The organism is Apilactobacillus apinorum, assembly GCF_001281175.1.
Lineage (GTDB): Bacteria > Bacillota > Bacilli > Lactobacillales > Lactobacillaceae > Apilactobacillus > Apilactobacillus apinorum.
On the sequence record NZ_KQ440396.1, the window covers coordinates 289085 to 307362 of the forward strand.

The following is an 18278-nucleotide window of genomic DNA, read 5'->3' on the forward strand; positions in this document are numbered from 1 at the left end:
AACTATTCACCTTGATTGGAATTAATTTTTACAGAAGCACCATCATTAGTTCCTTGTGCAGTAACATTATCCACTTTTGCTTCACCATTTACAGTAAAACCTGGAACTGCTACTAATGTTGAAACAAAATGATTAGTTTCTTCATTGAATTTACCTACATAATATTCACCATTTACAACAGTATCACCAGATTCACGACCTGTGATATCAACATCATTAGCATCTGTACCTAAGAATAATAAATTATCCTTATTAAATTTTGTTACATCAGGTGCAACAAATACACCATTTTCATTTTTTACTCCATTTACAATTGCAGCTTTTAACATTAAAAATTCCTCCTATTTTTTTATTACCATGTACGTAATTGAATTACGTAATCTTTTTGTGTCAATCAAAGGATTATTAAATCCTTTCCTATTTTCAGTTAGTGGTGCATTTTTAGGATCGCTAAAATTATCTAGCGTCTTTTGCATATCAGAAACCATTTGTTCACCTAAAACCTTGTAAACATCTTTGGGCGTTTTTCTTTCCATTAAAATATCCATTACACAATCATTTAACAAAGATGTCCAATTATCTTGATAATGATCTTGAGTGTAACGAATAAATGGTCTAGATGGTATATCAACACTCTTTTTAAGCACAAACATTACTTTGAAACCATATGGTTGACTATCATCATCAATTCCTAGAGCATGACCACGCCTATATAAGCCCACTATTTCACTTGTTTTACGACCTTGGGCGTTGCCAGTTGGAATTACCAAATATGGATATTTTTTAGATTGAATATGCTTTCCCATTTCTTGAACTAGAGCAATCATATTTAAAAAATCGTTATCAGCTGGGATCCCAACAATTACTTGATGTGCATTAAGCTCATTTAAGGCGTTTCTTGCATTTACAAGATGATTAATATTTGTTGTCATAACAACATAAAGCTCCCATCCCCACCATTACCATAATTTTGAACGGTGGTTAGATATTGATTTAAATATGGATCATTGCTAGTTTTATCGGAAACGGTTTCGCTAACTCCTAACATTGAACTAGAAGTTACACCACCATAATTCATAAAGTAATCAACGTATAATAGATGCTTAGCATATTCAGTTACAGCTGTATCAAAAGCAATGTCAACCACACTATCATTTTTAGTCTGTAATGTAGCTCTTTTTATCGCGTTATTAACATGACTCTCACTAAAATCTTGAAACATTTCTATATCATCGGTTACATCATTAATTGAAACAGTCATTTAATCACCTGATTATGATTTTTTAGCAGATGAGCCAGAACTGGATGAACTAGAACTAGAATTTGAACCTTTACCAGTGTTACTTGATGAATCATCAATTGGATTTGAGGCTTTATCACGGTTTGCTTGGAATGAAGCCACATTATTGATTACATACACGCCATCAATCATTTCAAAGGATGGAATTAATTGTTGTGATGCACGAATCTTCTTATTAACTGGATCTCTAGTTAAATAAGTAGTAATTGCAACACCATCTGTAACTGATACATCAACATCTTGTGCTGAAAGTAAGTCTGCTTGTTCAGGTGTAGTTGAGAAGTAAGTACTACCTAAATCACCATCTGGCATAATAATAACTTGACCATCTTCAATATACTTATGCATTTGACCATCATAACCAAGATATTGTTTATCATATGTTTGCACTGCTAATCCTAAATCACTTAGATAACTATTAATCATGGAGTTAGATACACTAACAGCACCACTATTAATAGCAGGATTTAAAATTGTTTGTTTTACTTTGTCGTTTGATTGCAATGCACGATAAGTAACTGTATTCATTAAGATTCTTGTTGGTGTTAAACCAGAATCAGCATTAATAGTGTCCATAGCTACTTGAATATCATTATATGGGTTAGATTTATCATCTGTCCAAAGAGTGTCAGAATTGTTGATATGTGATTGCTTCATTTGATAATCAACATCCATTTGAACACCATTGCTTCGGAGATTAATCTTACCAGTCTTTAGCATATTTAATCGCATTAATTCTGCAGTGGTTTGAGCACCTTTAATTAAATTATCTGTATCTTGAAATACGTGATTTAATAATGCGTCTTTTTGTGCATCAGTACCGCTTGCTTGCACTCTTAACAATTGTTGTCTAGTTTTTTCATCAATATAAAAGCTATCTTTTGAATATTGAGTATTAGTGGATATTTTTTGTAATCCAGAACGGTCTCTAATATGAGATTCTGTATCAAAACTGGATAAAGCTAATGGTGCTACCGCAGTATTTTGGCCACGATACCATTCTACTTGACTGTCTGTTTGAACTTTTTGTGGAAATAATACTTCACCAATTAAAGGTTCTCCTGTATTAGCTTGATTTGTCCAGTGATCAACAATGTTAGAAGAATCAATATCACTGAAAATATTTTCTGAATCCATTTATGTTTCCTCCTTATTTCTTTAAAAATGTAATGTTTGATAATGCTTTTTTAGCATCATCACTAATAGGTGGAATCTTATTTTCATTAATGTAACCTTCAACAAGTACGGTTCCATTGCCGTTACCATCAGTTACATCAACATCATGTAATAAAATTCCTTGTGCAGTAGAATCATTTGCAACATTCAAGTTTGCATTTTCATCATCAGCCAACTTGTTAGGCCCGCCAACCGGTGTACCAGCAGGAACAATTTTCTTGCCGTTTGCACAATCAACATTTGAATCAGTAATAATTACGTTTAAACCGACTTTGTTGGCAGTATTTGCAAGTATTGTATTTTCAACAGTTAAATTAGTAATATCAACTGACATTTAATTCACTCCTTATTTAAAATAATGATTTTCTTTATGAGTATGGTTTTGCTTAGCTAAGCGAGCACCAACAGACTCTGTTTTATTGTGTACTTTAGAGCCATTTGTCTTTGGTGGGTTGCCTTTAAGCAAATCTGCCTTTAAATGCTTCTTTAAACGATTGGTGTAACGAGATAACCAATCAATATTAGACTTAGTTGTATCTGCATCAGAAGTTACAATATGCTTAATATCTGAACTATTTAATTCAATACCAGCATCTTTAGCCATACCGCGTGCTGTATCTTGCATATGATACTTAGCAAGTTCCTTTTTACTTTCCTCAGCTTCTTTTTTAGCTTGGTCTAAAAGAAACTTATTTTTTTGATCGACAGACATTTTTTCAAGCTTTTTGGCATTATCAGTTTTTTCTTGCCATTGTGCTTTCTTATCTTCGACAATTTTTTTCAAATCATCTTCTGTATAAGTTTTTCCAGAGCCAGTTTTACTGTCATTTTGTTTTTGACTATTATCACTTGAATCTGGATTACCTTTACCATCTGCTCCATCGTTTGGATCAGTATTTTTGCCATCTTCAGCTGAATTATCTTCAGAGCCATCAGCAAAATATTGTAAATCCATGCCTAATTTATCTTTTGTTTCCATATTTACGCCTCCAATTTAGATTAAGTAGCTTTTAATGACATCACTTTGTTGGTCATTTTGCGTACAAAAAAAGCAACCTAATATTAATTAGATTGCTTGAATATATTTAATTTGGATCAAATGCTAAATTGCTATCACCATCATGTGGAATTAAATAACAATAACAGTTCGGATGAGTATCTTGTGGAATTTCAGGTGCATCATCAATGGACCATGGCCCTTGATTAGATAAATCAACGCAATAATCACAAGCAGAAGGTTCGTGATGCAAATCAACAGTTGTAATATTGGACGTTCTATAAGTAATTTTGTTTACTATATTAACTAGTCTGGAGCTTTCCGTTCTGATAAGCCTTTGAGCATTATATTCAGTTTGCTTAATACGGTCAGCGATTGATTTTTTGGGATTAAATTGATTCTTATTAGTGTGTTTAATCAACATATCTTTTAAATCATCTAAACTCATATTATGCCTAATATGCTGATTAACTAAATTCTCAACATCATTAGTCATTTCATCCGATTTATTCCACAAATTATTGGACCATAACTTAGTATTTTTGTCCTCAGTAACCAGAGTTTTACCTGTTTTAACATTAATTCCTGTATTGTAATGTAAACCATTTAATCCCAACGAATTTCTAATATTATTAATCCCTGCATCCGCTGAATTGTCTATTTTTGCAAAAATCAACTTAGAAATATCTCTAAATTTTGATGATACCTTAGCCAAATGTTGAATTTGTGATGTAACTGTTTGTGTTTCATGAGTGGTAATAATATCTTTTTGTTTATCGGTTAAATAAACCAAAGTCATTGCGATTATTGCATTTAACATTGCCCCATGATTCATACCAGCTTTAACTCCTAAAACTTTGACACGCTGTTGTGCGTCATAACTTAAATCATTAACATTTAAATCATTCAATAGTTGCTGAAATTGTTGCTTATCCCAACTATTAATCATTGCATTGGCCTGACTAACTGTTAGCTCATTATCAACAGCATAACGATTAAAAAATTGTGTTAGATATTGTTCAATCATCCCAATTGTACTGTTATTTAACATGTCCAAAGTGTCATTAGTATTTTTATCATTTTGAATTAACTGATTGATACGATTATCAACTGTTTTAGATAAATCCATTGCTAATCACCAACATTTCCATTTGAACTATTATCGTTATTAGGTTGATTTTGTACCATATTGCTAGTTAATTGCATATTAGCTTGTTTCTCATTACTTTCTTCAGCAAGTTCACCCTCAATATCGTTAGTTAATCCAGTAACCGACAATAATAATTTCTGCGACAATTTACCATATGCAGAATTAATAAATGACCCAATTTCAGTCAAATTTCGGGGAATATTTTGTGTAAATTTAAAATTCAATAGTTGCCAAGCATCATTATCAATACCTTCACTAACATTAAATAGACATTGAAATACTTGTCTCAATGATGACTGCATATAAATAGATTTAGTAGTTGCCATGTTCTTCATAGCACTAAATTTAATCTGCAACGATACACCAGATGGATTCCCGGCAAATGCTTGGTCATTAATATTAGTAATTCCAATAATTTCATAAACTGAATTAACTAGTCTATCAATTAAATGCTCTTGCGTTGCATCTGCATCCGGTTTACCTAAAAATCCAATATCAGGTGCTGGTTGACCATTAACGCTATTTGCATTAATAGTGCGATCAGATTTAATTTTAACCAAATTCTTTTGCTTTTCCTTTTGATCTTTACCAGGAATACGAACATTAACTAACTTCAAATATGCGTCAGCAAAATAATCAACATCATTAGCCTTCTCAGACATTGATTTATCAATTGCATCAAATACTGTATACAAATCTTTACACATTGCCATTTTTTCATCATTTTCAGCTAATTCAATCACTGGAATGCATCCATATGGATTAATGCTTGCATTACCTACTTGTGTTAAATATTGGTTATTGCTTGGATCATCTACGTACGTCCAAGAATATTGTTCACTAGTCAATGTAATTTCTAGTTGATTTTGATAATTATTAGTAAATTGTACAGCATACAGTGGATTAGTAGCTGGTGTATCATCATAAATTAAGAAAGTATTTAATGGACTAGCATATGTTAGCTGAGTATCACCATTTTCATCTTGATAAACATAGTAATAAGCAATTCCGTACATACTAGCTAATTTTGATACTTGTAAGTTAACTTTTTCTAGATTAACTGTATTACCCCAGCGATTAATTAAATCATTAATACCATCCGCATTATTAATTTGATTATCGTTATCTGGAACATTAATATTAACCGGATTAGAAATAAAGAAACCATTAAAATCATTAATGGCTTTTTTAGGAAAATTAATTAATATACGGTTATCTGGTTTGTAAATCTCTTTATGTGGCATATTAAAGATTTTATGCTTACCATCATAATAATTCTTGTCCATTTGAAACTTAGGCAGCATATTATTTTGATAATATTCAACAGCATCTAATAAATCACAAGTTGTAATATCAACATTACTTGGCATAACAAATGTATTACTTGGCGTTACTTGAATATTACCCGCCATAGTATTTTGTAACTGATTATCAACCTCTAATGGCATCTCAACACCTCCTCATTTTTCTAAATCTACATTGAAATAACTTTTACATAGAACTAAATATTATAATTTTCAACAGCACTTTCTCTTTCTTTAAAGTATTCAAAAATAGCATATCTAAGTGCATCTAAAACGTGATCATGTTCTTTTACTGGAGCATCTTTAACCTTTTGCCATACATATTCGAAGATTTCATGTAAAAACGTTTCTGAACTATCTTCATCAGTATCTGTAGTTGTTTTTGCTTCATCTTTTGCAACTAGCAATCGTCTAGATTTAATTAATCCAGCTAACTTTTCAATACCAATCAAAACAGACTTATCAGCATTAATAGCATTTAATCCTTCTTCTTGAAATCTAGCAACATGCTCAGGCCTTGCAGAATCACAATAGAATGGAATATCACCATATTTATCTTGAATTTTCAATGCTACATCAACCCAGTAATCAATTTCTTTATATTGATGTGTATATTCATTCAACATATATACTTTTTTAGTGTTTTCAGAATATCCACACAAAACGATTGAACCATAGTGAGAATATCCCCAATCAACTCCACAGAAGTAATCTAAATCTGTTGGAATATCTGCAGGATCAATCATGTTTTTATCTTTAGAAAAATCAGGATAAATAACACCATCAGAACTTGACCATTTTCCTAAAATATACCTATCAAAAAAGACGCCAGAATACATATTCTTAGCGTCTTCAATCTCTTTATTAGTAAGTATTGGATTATCATACATATTAAAAGTTACTCTAACAGCATCTTTATCCTTTAAATCATCTATCCAATGTAATTTAAAGTAATGCATTGGACCAGCCGGATTACAATTGAACCAATATTTATGATTAGGCACAGTTAAAGCACGACCTGTAGCCTGATTAACAAAGCTTTCAGGCATTAATGCTACTTCGTCAAAATAGCAACCTGCAGCAGTAATTCCTTGAACTAAATCTTGTCTTGACTCATCTTTACCACCAAATAGATAGAAATAATTCGTGTGATTGCCAAATGTAATCGTTAAGCAGTTATCTGATTGCTTATCTTTAACTCTATAACCTAAACGTACTAAACGATTAATAAGTGGCACAATCACATTTCTACGTAGTGAGGCGATAGTTTTACCAGCCATAATGAAGTTTTGCCCATCAAATTCATGTGTTCCCCATTGTACGAAACCTAATGACATCCACATGGTTTTACCTGTACGGATTGATCCATCAGCAATAAGCGTTGTTTTATTTTTATATTTTGGATACAACCACCAAAATTCAGAAAATAGCTGTTTTGAACTTGGTGGAGCAATTGTCACTGTCATTTTATTATCATCTCAAATTCTTTTTTATATAAAAAAAGAACTCTAATAAGAGTTCAAAAAAGCTTTCAAGTTATTGCTTTTTTAGTAATTATCTTTTAAAAATTTGATAATATATTCCAAGTACTATGAGTACGTCTAACACAAAAATAACAAATTTTACTAAAAAATTATCACCAAAAATATAAAAAGCAAAAAAATTAATTATAAAAGAAACTAAAACAAAAATAACAAGTAAAATAATGAATTTTTTCATTTTATTATTGATCACCTGATTTCGTAACACCTAGTACATAATTATAATTATAATATCTGCCAGAGCTAACATGTTGCATACCGTATTCTGATATCATAAATTGAACAATTCCAGCACCAATAGCACCAAGTGAAACTCCTCCTACTACAGAAGGAGCACCTATTGCAGCACCTAATCCTGCACCTATTGAGTCCTCTGAAGCGTGTCTAGCATCAATAAGTGAATTAACGGTCTTCTTACTTAAATAAATTTTAGCATAATTCCAATGGATAGAAATTCCATTATGTCCATATCTTAGTGAAGAAGCTAATATTGGATTAATAACTTTTCCATTATAAACATAATAAGAAGCACCATTAGCAGGATTTACAACAGTTATAGTATTATTAGTGGATAAGCTTTTAATAGAAGAATTACTTATATTAACTTGTTTTTGTACGTTTAATAATTCCGTTTTTGATAAATTTTTACTTGCAGCATTACTTACTGTATATTGTGAAGATTGATCATTAAATGAAACATACTTTCCTTCCATACTGTTATCTTTATTTGAACTATTACCAGGAATTCCGAAAGTATTTCCACCTAAATTAAAACCATTATTTGTGTTCTTTGGAACATTAAAAGTTTGTGTTGAACTAGCAGAATTGTTGTTTTGACTAGCAAAAGCAGCTGTTCCAGGTACCACAGTAACTCCTAACATTGATGCTGTAGCGGAAATTAATCCTAATTTAACCATATTTCTCTTTAGAGAATTTTTCAAAATATATACCACCTTATTAAAATTTATCATACACAATGTGCATGACACTTAGTACATTATCATTTAATTAAAATAAAATCCAAATTTAATTTTTATTTCAATTTTATATTGACAAATTTCAAAATACTGTATTTTCGGTTGTTTAAGATGAATATAAATAAAAGCTAATATGATAGATATATTTTACTAAATAAAATTATAGTTATAATTAAATTACCTGGTAATCATTAAATTAATAGAATTTCAAAATTACATATAAACAATTTTTATAGAATAATAAAAATTGTTTATATGTAATTGACTTTTTTGGATAAGTTGAAAAAACATCACAATAGGATGAATTTATTTCACAATCTTCTAGTATATTTAAGAATTTCTCAATGATTTTCTAACAGCATTAATCATTGGATCGTCTTTACTATCTGTTTTTGCTTCAGGTAATCGGTCAAGTAATTCTTTCATTGCTTTTTGTTTATCTAAAAGCTTAACAACAAGACCATCTTTACCTTTATGAACTTCGGAAACTAGCGACCAATCCATTTCATCTGGATTTTTAACGTAAATTTCATTGTAGTGGTCTACAATCGGTTTCCCATCAGAATCAACCATTGGCTTGTCATGTATATCAACACGATTTTCTGCAATTGTATCAATTTTCAAATAATCATAAATGTTAGAATGCATAATTTTTAAATCTTGAAGCAGAACATCATTAGCATTTGCAAATAATTCAGTTTGCTGTTGCTTTTTTAACCCAGCAAGAAGCTTTTTAATTCCATTATCTTCCATAAGCTTATATGCATTCGCAGCAGCTGTCTTATAACTTACTTGATAAGCTTCTTGATATGCTTTAGTGGCATTGTAATATCTTAAATACAATAAACAGAATTTCTTTCGTTTATCATTTGCAGTTTTCTGAGTACTTAATTTTGCTTTGGAAACGATTTTGGAAACAGTACTATTTTTAGTACTTATCTTAGTACCATTTCTAATCCACTTATACTTTTTCTTATATTTAGATATTGTTCCTTTTGATATTCCATATTTACTAGCTAGTTTTGAATAGCTAATGCCTTTCTCAAAATCATCTTTTAATTTATCTAGATACATTATTACATTCATCACACCTCGCTTATTATTTTATTTAACGCACATAACAAGAATCGAACTCATTTCAATATACCAATAATGTGCTTATTTATGATTTATAATTTCAATCAAATCGTTATCTTTTAATACTTGGTATAAAACATTCCCGAATGCCACAATTAATTGCTCATTGGCATTTAAATCATCATAACCTGTATTCCAAAGAATTATATGTGTTATTTCATGTACTAAAGTTTGAAGCTTATTTTGATCATCTTGATTATCTTCTAACTTAATTAAACTATTTGCATAATCACTAAATCCAAGAACTTTATTATTTTCATCAAATAATTTATTTATCACTAATATTTTGAAATTTATACCCATGATATTAATCACTTTGCCATCTAGATTAATTGTTAGCATCCCTTTCTAAGACTACACTTTACATGGAGGTGATAATTTGACACAAGAACACAGGAATTATCCTGCTAATCCACATAAGCCAGGTCCTAAGACTGTAACTGTAAGGCCATCTAAAAAGCAACCTGGTTATAAGCGTACTACAAGGCGCAAATAATAAAGAGCCCTTTTTTATGGGGCTTTTTATTTATGATTTTTGCTGCATTCATGTAATGCCATACGAAATAACTTTATCCTTCGCTCTACAGGATAAGTATGAACATAATATACAAGTTCATTAACTATTGAATTATCTTGTTTGGCTTTCTCTGCTTTACCAATACGGCCAACAATATTGTTTTCAATTCGATTTTTAATATTAACTGAATTTTTCAATTGATTACTCCTTTCCATAAATTTTTATGTATTAAAAAACAGCCGATTTCTCGACTGCTTGCTTGATAATTGCATAGATAAAGATAAAGATCCTGAAAAGTTTACTTTATTTAGATTATTAGCTTTCACTGGTATGCGTCGTGGTGAATGCCTTGCACTAACTTGGAATGATGTAGATTTTAACAAAGGTACTATCCGTATTAATAAAAATCTTACTCAAGGTATGCATGGAGAACAAATCATCCAACCTCCTAAGACGCAGAAAAGTAACCGAACTATCATTATTGATAATCCAACGTTACATTATCTACAGAATTGGAGACTGAAACAAAAACAATTATTTCTAACTTTTGGCTTTAATACCTTTAAAAATAATCAATTAATATTTGCATCTTCAAAGAATAATTACAAATCTTTAAATCAACCTGGCAAGTGGTTAAATAAGATAATCAAGGATCATGATTTAAAGAAAATCACCGTTCACGGTTTTAGACATAGCCATGCATCAGCATTATTCGCAGCAGGTGCAACGATAAAAGAAGTTCAAGAGAGACTTGGTCATGAAGATGCCCAAACAACTATGAACATATATACTCACGTTACATCTAAGCAAAATAAAAATGCAGTTAAAAAATTAAGTAGTTACTTAAATTTCTAACTGCATAAAAAATGACGTAGTTTATAGTTAATAATAACTAACTATAAATGACTGATATGTACACCACAAATGCTTATAAACACCGTCACGTTAACGACCATTAACAGTAATTGAACGGTATGACATTGTGGTTAAAGGAGAGTACAGGAGTCGAACCTGCCCGCCGGTATTACCGGGTCGTCGGATTTCGAGTCCGATGCATTACCGCTCTGCCAACTCTCCATATCAAAGGGAAAAATCCCCTAATAATTAATATTTTAATAAACTAAGGATATCGTAATCCTTAATCTTTTCTCGTCCTTTAAGTGCTTCAATTTCTACAATGAAAGCAGCTCCAACAACGATTCCGCCAAGTTGTTCTACTAACTTAATTGTTGCTTCGATGGTTCCACCGGTAGCAAGTAAATCATCAGTAATTAATACTCTTTGTCCTGGCTTAACAGCATCAGAGTGAAGGTATAATGAAGATTTACCGTATTCTAGTCCATATGAGGCACTTACAGTTTCGCCTGGTAGCTTACCTTTTTTTCTAGCAGGAACAAATCCAATTCCTAAATCATAAGCCACTGGACAACCCACAATAAATCCTCTAGCTTCAGGGCCAACAATTAAATCAACTTTCTTTTCTTTAGCATATTTAACAATTTCATCAGTTGCTTGATGATATGCTTGTCCATCTTCCATCAATGGTGAAATATCTCTAAATAATACACCAGGTTCTGGAAAATCTTGATAACTTGCTATATAGTCATGCAAATCAAGTGCCATTAGTTAATAACTTCCTTTCATTTACCCAAACAAATTCGAATAGCTTGTTTAAACTTTTCCCTACTAATAGCTAAAAGTTGCTTTTCAACTTCAATTTGTTTTTCTCGAGACTGGTAAGCACGACTATTTGATAAATCGCTTTTTACCAGATCAGGATTATAATTCATAATTCCATTGTCAATGAAAACAAAATCTAACTCATTAAATACATTAATCATGAATATTAGGTTTTGAAGATCAATATTCAACTTCTTACTAATTTCTTTGATATTATCATGTATTTTAATATCATTGTTCATCATAACGAACTTAAATAGTTTAGCATATTGTGCTCTATTTGGCATCCCTTTTGAACCAATATAATTGTTCTTAAACAGATAAAAGGTTATCGATTCACTACTAATTTTAGTTAATAAATCTTCTAAAATGCCCGGTTCATCAGGACAATCAACTACTATTATATTATCAAATTTATCAATTGAAGACAAATCAGGGTATAAACATGCAACTGATTCGTCATTAATGATATTGTTCAATTTATCGAATAATTTTGCATTAAAAAATACATATCCGGCGGTTGGTTCAAACATCTCTTTGACAATCACACGGGTTCTTTTATCGATTATTTGAACTCCACTGCTGTACATATCATCTATCATAACTTGAATAGTGGTTCTTCCCTGCCAAGTATTCTTTTCTAAATGTCCAGCAATCTTCATGTCGTCAAAATTAGCACTTAATTCATCTGCTAAGGATCCATTTTTAAATGCTAATACATTAACCTTACTGCCATTATCTACCATTTGAAAACGCAAATGGCTATTGTCTTGTCCCATGGTTTTTATATTGGCCACCATTTGAGGTTTAAATTCAAAAATAGGATATTCATTATCTGTTCCAAACGGTGCTAATAACTGTAATTGATTAAATAGTGCTGCATTAACTTGAGAACAGTTTAAAACGCTAGATATTTTTAGAGTTGGTTTAGCGATTTGATCTAAGTTATGAGTTGCTGCAAATTGATCTAAATGATTAATCAATATATCAACTTTAGATTCTTCAACGCTTAATCCAACCGCCATTTCGTGACCACCAAAAGAAACTAATTCATCTCTAATTCCGTTAATAGCTTCAAATAAATTAAATCCTTCGATACTTCTTCCAGATCCTTTTAAAATTCTAGTTGTAGTATCTAAATTCATCACAATACTAGGCTTTTGGAATTTTTCTACCAGTTTACTAGCAACAATTCCGACTACCCCTTCGTGCCAATTTTGTCCATATACAACAATTACTTTACTGTCTGGCTGTGTTTGAGCTTGAATTATTGCTTCGGTACTAATATCATCAACAAATTTCTTTCGTTTTTTATTTTGTTCGTCAGTTTCTCTTGCTAGTTCTTCTGCTTGAACATCATCAAATGTCGTTAATAGTTCTACCCCAGATCTAGCACTACCCATTCTACCTAAAGCGTTCAAACGTGGACCTAAACCAAATCCGATACTTTGTTCATTAAGTTCACCTTTTAAACCTGAAAGCTTTGATAAACTGGCTAATCCTGGTCTTTCTGTATTTTCAATCATTTTAAGACCAAACTTAACAATTACTCTATTTTCATCAGTTAAAGAAACTATATCAGTAACAGTTCCAATCGCTGCTAAATCAAAGTATTCTTCTGGAAGTTCTCCTAAAAGAGCGGTTGCCACTTTAAACGCTATTCCCACACCAGAGAATTCCCCAAATGGATATTCATCCCCAGGATATCTGGCATGCACAATTGCATACGCATTAGGAAGTTTTTCAGGTAATTGATGATGATCAGTAATAATAACATCACAATTCATTGAATTTGCTAAATCAATGGCATCATTTCCAGAAATTCCATTATCAACTGTAACGATCAAAGTCGTTCCCTCATTGATTATTCTTTTATAAACTTCTGGATTAGGTCCATATCCATCTGTAAAACGATTAGGGACGAAAAATTCAACATTTGCTCCAATATTAAGTAATGTTTCATACATCACTGATGTACTTGTTATTCCATCGGCATCATAATCACCATAAACAGTGATTTTTTCACCATTTTCAACAGCTTGATTAATTCGTTCGCAAGCTTTTTTCATATCGTGTAACAAAAAAGGATCCCTTAATTGGTCTAAGCTAGGATTCAAAAAATCTCTAATTTTTCCAATGGAATCATAGCCTCGTTGAATTAACATTTCAACAATAGAATCATTAATAGATAATTCCTTCGCAAATTCTTTTGCTTCAGAAGATATTTCACTGCTTTTATATTGCCAATCAAAATTTGCTGAAATCATTAAATCAATCCTTTTTAGTTAAGTTTTTTAAACGGAATTTCTACAATATCAAAATCTTTTACAACCCTTGTATTTTCAAAAACACTACGTGCTTGATTTTGTAATTCATGAGCCATCTTACCAGTGTATCTTGCTGACACATGAGTCAATAGTAATTTACCAACATTTGCTTTAGTTGCTAATTTAGCAGCTTGCATATTTGTAGAATGATAATAGTTATGAGCTAATCTACTTTCACCTTTGCCAAACGTACTCTCATGTACTAAAACATCAGCATCTTGAGCTAAATTGTAACTAGTAGGATTGCTTCTAGTATCACCGATAATGGTTACTGTTCTTCCCTTTTGAGATGGACCAATAAAATCTTGACCATTAATAGTTCTTCCATCATCTAAAGTTACGGTTTCACCATTCTTAATTTTTCCATATACAGGTCCAGATGGAATATTTTCTTCCTTTAGCTTATCAACGAGTAATTCACCTTGGTGATCTTTTTCTTCAATTCTAAACCCAAAACATTTAATTTGATGATCCAATTCACCCATCACTACCTTGAACTTATCGTCTTCAAAGATAGTTCCTGGGGTAGATAGTTCTTCAAAATTAATTTTATATGAAAGTTTAGATTGAGATACCGCTAGACTAACTCTAACAAAATCTGCAATACCCTTAGGTCCATAAATGGTTAACGGGGTGTCTCCACCTTGAAATGATCGTGAACTTAGTAGTCCTGGCAAACCAAAAATATGATCACCATGTAAATGAGTAATGAAAATTTTATTAATCTTTCTTGGCTTTAGATTAGATCTCAAAATTTGTTGTTGTGTACCCTCACCACAATCAAATAACCATACTGAATTACATTCGTCTAATAGTTTTAAAGCAGTTGCTGCCACATTTCTAAATTTTCCTGGAACTCCTGAACCAGTACCTAAAAATTCTAATTGCATAAAAATAGTTTCCTTTTCTTTTTCGTCAATAAATCCTAATTAAATTGTAGCACATAAAAAAAGACGGGATTCCCCCATCTATTTTTATTAGTCAACAAATGTAAAAGTAAAGTCTAAAATAGCGACTAAATCACCGTCTTTAGCTCCAGCTTCTCTAAGTGCTTCATCAACACCCATTCCTTTAAGCTGTCTTGCAAAGCGCAACATACTTTGATCATGTGTTGTATCAGTCATTTGGAATAATCTTTCAATCTTGTTACCAGATAATACCCAAACGTCATCTTCATCCCTACTAATTGTGAACGGTGCTTCTTCATCAGAAGCATTGTATTGGACTTCTTCATCCACTTCTTCGACATCAGTAATTGGGAATTTAGGTGTTGTTTCTAATAAGTCAGAAGTCTTACTAATTAGTTCAGTTAAACCTGCATGGGTAACGGATGAAATTGCTAACACTTCATGTGCTAATTCATCATCTTTAATTTGTTTCTTAAATTCTTCTAGATTTTCTTCAGCATCTGGCATATCCATCTTGGTAGCGACAACAATTTGTGGTCGTTTTAATAGGTTTTCATCATATTTAGCTAGTTCTTCATTAATTTTTTGATAGTCAACATAAGGGTCTCTACCTTCTTGTCCAGACATATCAACTAAATGTAAGATGACACGAGTTCTTTCAACGTGACGTAAGAATTGGAAACCTAAACCAATTCCAGATGATGCACCTTCAATTAGACCAGGTAAATCAGCAATCACGAAATCTCTTCCATCATCTAATCTTACCATTCCTAAGTTTGGTACTAATGTCGTAAAGTGATATTCAGCTACCTTAGGCTTTGAACTAGTAATGGTTGATAATAAGGTAGATTTACCTACTGATGGGAATCCAACTAACCCAACATCAGCTAACACTTTAAGTTCAAGTCTAACGTTTAGTTCTTCTCCTGGTTCCCCGTTTTCAGCAATTTCAGGTGCTGAGTTTTTAGCAGAAGCAAAATGAGTATTTCCTCTTCCACCACGACCACCTTTTAGTGCAACATATTCATCATCAGGATTAACTAAATCGAATAATAGTTGATTGGTATCGTCATTATAGACAGATGTTCCTTCAGGTAAGTAAATATATAAATCGTCAGCACTTTTACCTGTCATTCTCTTGTTACCACCATCAGCACCATTTTTGGCAGCAAATTTTCTTTTATATCTAAAGTCCATCAATGTGTTCATCCCTGTGTCCACACCAAAAATAATGTTTCCACCGCGGCCACCATCTCCACCAGCTGGTCCACCGTTTGGAACATATTTTTCTCTTCTAAAGGCAACGATTCCGTTACCACCTTTTCCTGACTTTATGTTAATTTTTACTTGATCAACAAACATGTTATCTCCGCTCTATCTTTTATTTTATAACTATTAGTATAACTTTATTTTAAACATCAGTAAACAATCCATATTTACTTTTCAATATTATTTAGATAATATTTGATGTTTTTGACTGTTTGGTCACTTATTCCTAATGCCTTTAGTTCACCAACTGGTGCATCAGCAATTTTCTTCATTGTTTTAAACTTATTTAATAACTTAGTTCTGGTCTTAGGACCAACACCTTCAATATTATCCAACTCAGAACTTAGTGAGTGTTTAGTGTGTACTTGTCTATGGAAATTAATCGCGAACCTATGCACTTCATCTTGAACTCTTTGAACAAGGTAGAAGGCCTGGCTTTTTGGATTTAATGAGATATGTTCATCTAATTCTCCAAATAACAAATCAGCCGTCTTATGTTTATCATTTTTTACCATTCCAGCAACAGGTATTTCCAAACCTAGTTCGTTTTCTAAGACATCTTTAACCGCATTTAACTGAATTTCTCCACCATCCATCAAAATCAAATCTGGCATATCAGCATGCTCTTTTAAAAGTCTTGTATATCTTCTTCTTATAACTTCTTTAGTGCTGGCTGCTTCATCGGCATGATCTTCGTTCTGCAACTTATATTTACGGTAAGCATTTTTGTTAGGTTTACCATCAACAAATTGAACCATTGCAGATACAATATCTGCTCCTTGAATATGTGAATGGTCAAATGCTTCAATCACATGCCCACGACTTATATTTAAGGCCGCACACAATTCATCCATTGCACCCTTAGTCTTAATATTGTCCAGTTCCATTAATCTAAACTTTTCATCTAGTACTAGCTTGGCATTCTTTTCAGCCATGTCAATTAAATCTTTCTTCTGTCCTCTTTGTGGAACTCTTACTGGAGTATCGATGGCTTCAGATATTAAATCAACATCTAATGAGCTCGGTACTAATACTTCTCGAGGAGTTTGATGATTTTCTTCAGAATAAAATTGACCAATAAAATCTTCCATCGTTTCAACTGGATCATCAACAATTGGAAAACTTCTCTTTACTCTTTTTAATAACCTAGCCTGTCTAATAAAGAATATTTGGATAGAAATCCATCCATGATTAACATAGTAATTAAATACATCTCGTGGTGTTGTATCGTTAGAAATGATTTTTTGTTTTTCTACAGTGATTTCAATATATTTTAATTGATCTCTTATTTCAGCAGCTCTTTCGTATTGCATTTCTTCAGCTGCTGCTTTCATCTTTTCGGTTAACATTTTCTTAGCAATGCTAACGTCACCATTTAGAAATGACTTAATTTGTTTTATTTGTTTATCATATTCTGACTTAGGAACTTTTTTAAAACATGCCCCTAAACATTGTCCCATATGGTAATACAAACAAGGACGGTGTTGGTATCCGTTACATCTTCTTAGTGGATATACTTTTTGAAGGAAATGAAGTGTTTCATCAGCCGCATACACATTTGGATAAGGTCCAAAGTAATATCCACCATCTTTTTTTATTGTGTTCACGATTTTTAATTGTGGATCTGTTTCATTAGTAATCTTAATATAAGGGTATCCACCATTCCCCTGTTTCAATTGGATATTGTAGTAAGGACGATGCTTTTGAATCAATGTAATTTCTAAAAGGAAAGCTTCTTTATCGTTAGTTGTGATAATAGTTTCAAAATCTCTAATCTCAGAAACTAATTTTGCAGTCTTTCCTTCATGACTACTTTTGAAATATGAACGAACTCTATTTTTTAAGTTTTTGGCTTTTCCAACATAAATAATTTTTCCTAATTTATCTTTCATCAAATAACATCCAGGTAAATCAGGAAGTAAAGTTAGTTTATGCTCAATATGTGATGTAGCCAATTAAATCACCTCGTTCAAAAATCAATATGACAAATTCCGC

At 31.8% G+C, this 18278-nt stretch carries 18 protein-coding genes, 1 tRNA gene and 1 pseudogene; 1 reads left to right on the plus strand and 19 read right to left on the minus strand.

The genetic code is table 11. The features are described 5' to 3' along the window. Window positions 1-2: 2 nt before the first annotated feature. From RZ74_RS04130 to RZ74_RS04190, 13 genes are all read right to left on the minus strand, one after another. A complete protein-coding gene (locus RZ74_RS04130; protein ID WP_053950191.1) occupies window positions 3-329 on the minus strand; it encodes a hypothetical protein in 327 nt (108 codons plus the stop codon). 12 nt (window positions 330-341) lie between these two features. After that, entirely contained in the window at window positions 342-932 is a 591-nt protein-coding gene (locus tag RZ74_RS04135; protein ID WP_053950192.1) for a hypothetical protein, read from the minus strand. Next, window positions 929-1261 carry a hypothetical protein gene (locus RZ74_RS04140; protein WP_053950193.1) on the minus strand — a complete coding sequence of 111 codons (333 nt, stop codon included), beginning with the start codon at window positions 1259-1261 and terminating at the stop codon, window positions 929-931. Before RZ74_RS04140 ends, RZ74_RS04135 begins: the two co-directional genes overlap by 4 nt. 12 nt (window positions 1262-1273) lie before the next feature. Beyond that, window positions 1274-2437: a major capsid protein gene (locus RZ74_RS04145; protein WP_053950194.1), complete on the minus strand. Its 1164-nt coding sequence runs from the start codon at window positions 2435-2437 to the stop codon at window positions 1274-1276. Between the two features lie 13 nt (window positions 2438-2450). Continuing rightward, on the minus strand, window positions 2451-2810 hold the full coding sequence (locus tag RZ74_RS04150; RefSeq protein ID WP_053950195.1) for a hypothetical protein: 360 nt from the start codon (window positions 2808-2810) through the stop codon (window positions 2451-2453). Window positions 2811-2822: 12 nt separating this feature from the next. Next, the gene (locus RZ74_RS04155) at window positions 2823-3455 is read right to left on the minus strand and encodes a capsid assembly scaffolding protein Gp46 family protein (RefSeq protein ID WP_053950196.1); all 633 of its coding nucleotides are present in this window, start codon (window positions 3453-3455) and stop codon (window positions 2823-2825) included. A gap of 106 nt (window positions 3456-3561) precedes the next feature. After that, window positions 3562-4602: a hypothetical protein gene (locus RZ74_RS04160; protein WP_053950197.1), complete on the minus strand. Its 1041-nt coding sequence runs from the start codon at window positions 4600-4602 to the stop codon at window positions 3562-3564. A 2-nt stretch (window positions 4603-4604) separates the two neighbouring features. Beyond that, window positions 4605-6071, minus strand: coding sequence for a phage portal protein (locus tag RZ74_RS04165; RefSeq protein WP_053950198.1), 1467 nt, complete (start codon window positions 6069-6071; stop codon window positions 4605-4607). A gap of 53 nt (window positions 6072-6124) precedes the next feature. After that, entirely contained in the window at window positions 6125-7393 is a 1269-nt protein-coding gene (locus RZ74_RS04170; RefSeq protein ID WP_053950199.1) for a PBSX family phage terminase large subunit, read from the minus strand. Window positions 7394-7650: 257 nt separating this feature from the next. Beyond that, entirely contained in the window at window positions 7651-8409 is a 759-nt protein-coding gene (locus RZ74_RS04175; protein WP_053950200.1) for a hypothetical protein, read from the minus strand. Window positions 8410-8775: 366 nt separating this feature from the next. After that, a complete protein-coding gene (locus RZ74_RS04180) occupies window positions 8776-9519 on the minus strand; it encodes a terminase small subunit (RefSeq protein WP_053950201.1) in 744 nt (247 codons plus the stop codon). An 84-nt stretch (window positions 9520-9603) separates the two neighbouring features. Continuing rightward, window positions 9604-9924 (minus strand): hypothetical protein, encoded by a 321-nt coding sequence (locus RZ74_RS04185; RefSeq protein ID WP_148562076.1) that lies wholly within the window; start codon window positions 9922-9924, stop codon window positions 9604-9606. Between the two features lie 180 nt (window positions 9925-10104). Beyond that, a complete protein-coding gene (locus RZ74_RS04190) occupies window positions 10105-10296 on the minus strand; it encodes a hypothetical protein (protein ID WP_053950203.1) in 192 nt (63 codons plus the stop codon). Window positions 10297-10366: 70 nt separating this feature from the next. Here RZ74_RS04190 and RZ74_RS04195 point away from each other — a divergent pair. Beyond that, window positions 10367-10954: pseudogene (locus tag RZ74_RS04195) on the plus strand (site-specific integrase); the annotation flags it as partial. A 135-nt stretch (window positions 10955-11089) separates the two neighbouring features. Here RZ74_RS04195 and RZ74_RS04200 read toward each other — a convergent pair. From RZ74_RS04200 to uvrC, 6 genes are all read right to left on the minus strand, one after another. Continuing rightward, a tRNA-Ser gene (locus tag RZ74_RS04200) sits at window positions 11090-11176 on the minus strand. A gap of 27 nt (window positions 11177-11203) precedes the next feature. Further along, window positions 11204-11722: an adenine phosphoribosyltransferase gene (locus tag RZ74_RS04205; RefSeq protein ID WP_053950205.1), complete on the minus strand. Its 519-nt coding sequence runs from the start codon at window positions 11720-11722 to the stop codon at window positions 11204-11206. A gap of 17 nt (window positions 11723-11739) precedes the next feature. After that, on the minus strand, window positions 11740-14046 hold the full coding sequence (recJ, locus tag RZ74_RS04210; RefSeq protein WP_053950206.1) for a single-stranded-DNA-specific exonuclease RecJ: 2307 nt from the start codon (window positions 14044-14046) through the stop codon (window positions 11740-11742). 14 nt (window positions 14047-14060) lie between these two features. Beyond that, the gene (gene rnz / locus RZ74_RS04215) at window positions 14061-14996 is read right to left on the minus strand and encodes a ribonuclease Z (protein ID WP_053950207.1); all 936 of its coding nucleotides are present in this window, start codon (window positions 14994-14996) and stop codon (window positions 14061-14063) included. Window positions 14997-15083: 87 nt separating this feature from the next. After that, window positions 15084-16376, minus strand: a complete 1293-nt coding sequence (gene obgE / locus RZ74_RS04220; RefSeq protein WP_053950208.1) for a GTPase ObgE — start codon at window positions 16374-16376, stop codon at window positions 15084-15086. 74 nt (window positions 16377-16450) lie between these two features. Then, window positions 16451-18238: an excinuclease ABC subunit UvrC gene (uvrC, locus tag RZ74_RS04225; RefSeq protein ID WP_053950209.1), complete on the minus strand. Its 1788-nt coding sequence runs from the start codon at window positions 18236-18238 to the stop codon at window positions 16451-16453. Between the last annotated feature and the right edge of the window lie 40 nt (window positions 18239-18278).

What these genes read in the sequence shown, in the direction of transcription:
- RZ74_RS04150 (WP_053950195.1), bottom strand. Translation starts at nt 2,810, where the DNA reads ATGTCAGTTGATATTACTAATTTAACTGTTGAAAATACAATACTTGCA.
- RZ74_RS04180 (WP_053950201.1), bottom strand. Translation starts at nt 9,519, where the DNA reads ATGTATCTAGATAAATTAAAAGATGATTTTGAGAAAGGCATTAGCTAT.
- rnz (WP_053950207.1), bottom strand. Translation starts at nt 14,996, where the DNA reads ATGCAATTAGAATTTTTAGGTACTGGTTCAGGAGTTCCAGGAAAATTT.
- RZ74_RS04160 (WP_053950197.1), bottom strand. Translation starts at nt 4,602, where the DNA reads ATGGATTTATCTAAAACAGTTGATAATCGTATCAATCAGTTAATTCAA.
- RZ74_RS04155 (WP_053950196.1), bottom strand. Translation starts at nt 3,455, where the DNA reads ATGGAAACAAAAGATAAATTAGGCATGGATTTACAATATTTTGCTGAT.
- RZ74_RS04145 (WP_053950194.1), bottom strand. Translation starts at nt 2,437, where the DNA reads ATGGATTCAGAAAATATTTTCAGTGATATTGATTCTTCTAACATTGTT.
- RZ74_RS04205 (WP_053950205.1), bottom strand. Translation starts at nt 11,722, where the DNA reads ATGGCACTTGATTTGCATGACTATATAGCAAGTTATCAAGATTTTCCA.
- recJ (WP_053950206.1), bottom strand. Translation starts at nt 14,046, where the DNA reads ATGATTTCAGCAAATTTTGATTGGCAATATAAAAGCAGTGAAATATCT.
- RZ74_RS04140 (WP_053950193.1), bottom strand. Translation starts at nt 1,261, where the DNA reads ATGACTGTTTCAATTAATGATGTAACCGATGATATAGAAATGTTTCAA.
- RZ74_RS04165 (WP_053950198.1), bottom strand. Translation starts at nt 6,071, where the DNA reads ATGCCATTAGAGGTTGATAATCAGTTACAAAATACTATGGCGGGTAAT.
- RZ74_RS04130 (WP_053950191.1), bottom strand. Translation starts at nt 329, where the DNA reads ATGTTAAAAGCTGCAATTGTAAATGGAGTAAAAAATGAAAATGGTGTA.
- RZ74_RS04135 (WP_053950192.1), bottom strand. Translation starts at nt 932, where the DNA reads ATGACAACAAATATTAATCATCTTGTAAATGCAAGAAACGCCTTAAAT.
- RZ74_RS04170 (WP_053950199.1), bottom strand. Translation starts at nt 7,393, where the DNA reads ATGACAGTGACAATTGCTCCACCAAGTTCAAAACAGCTATTTTCTGAA.
- RZ74_RS04185 (WP_148562076.1), bottom strand. Translation starts at nt 9,924, where the DNA reads ATGCTAACAATTAATCTAGATGGCAAAGTGATTAATATCATGGGTATA.
- obgE (WP_053950208.1), bottom strand. Translation starts at nt 16,376, where the DNA reads ATGTTTGTTGATCAAGTAAAAATTAACATAAAGTCAGGAAAAGGTGGT.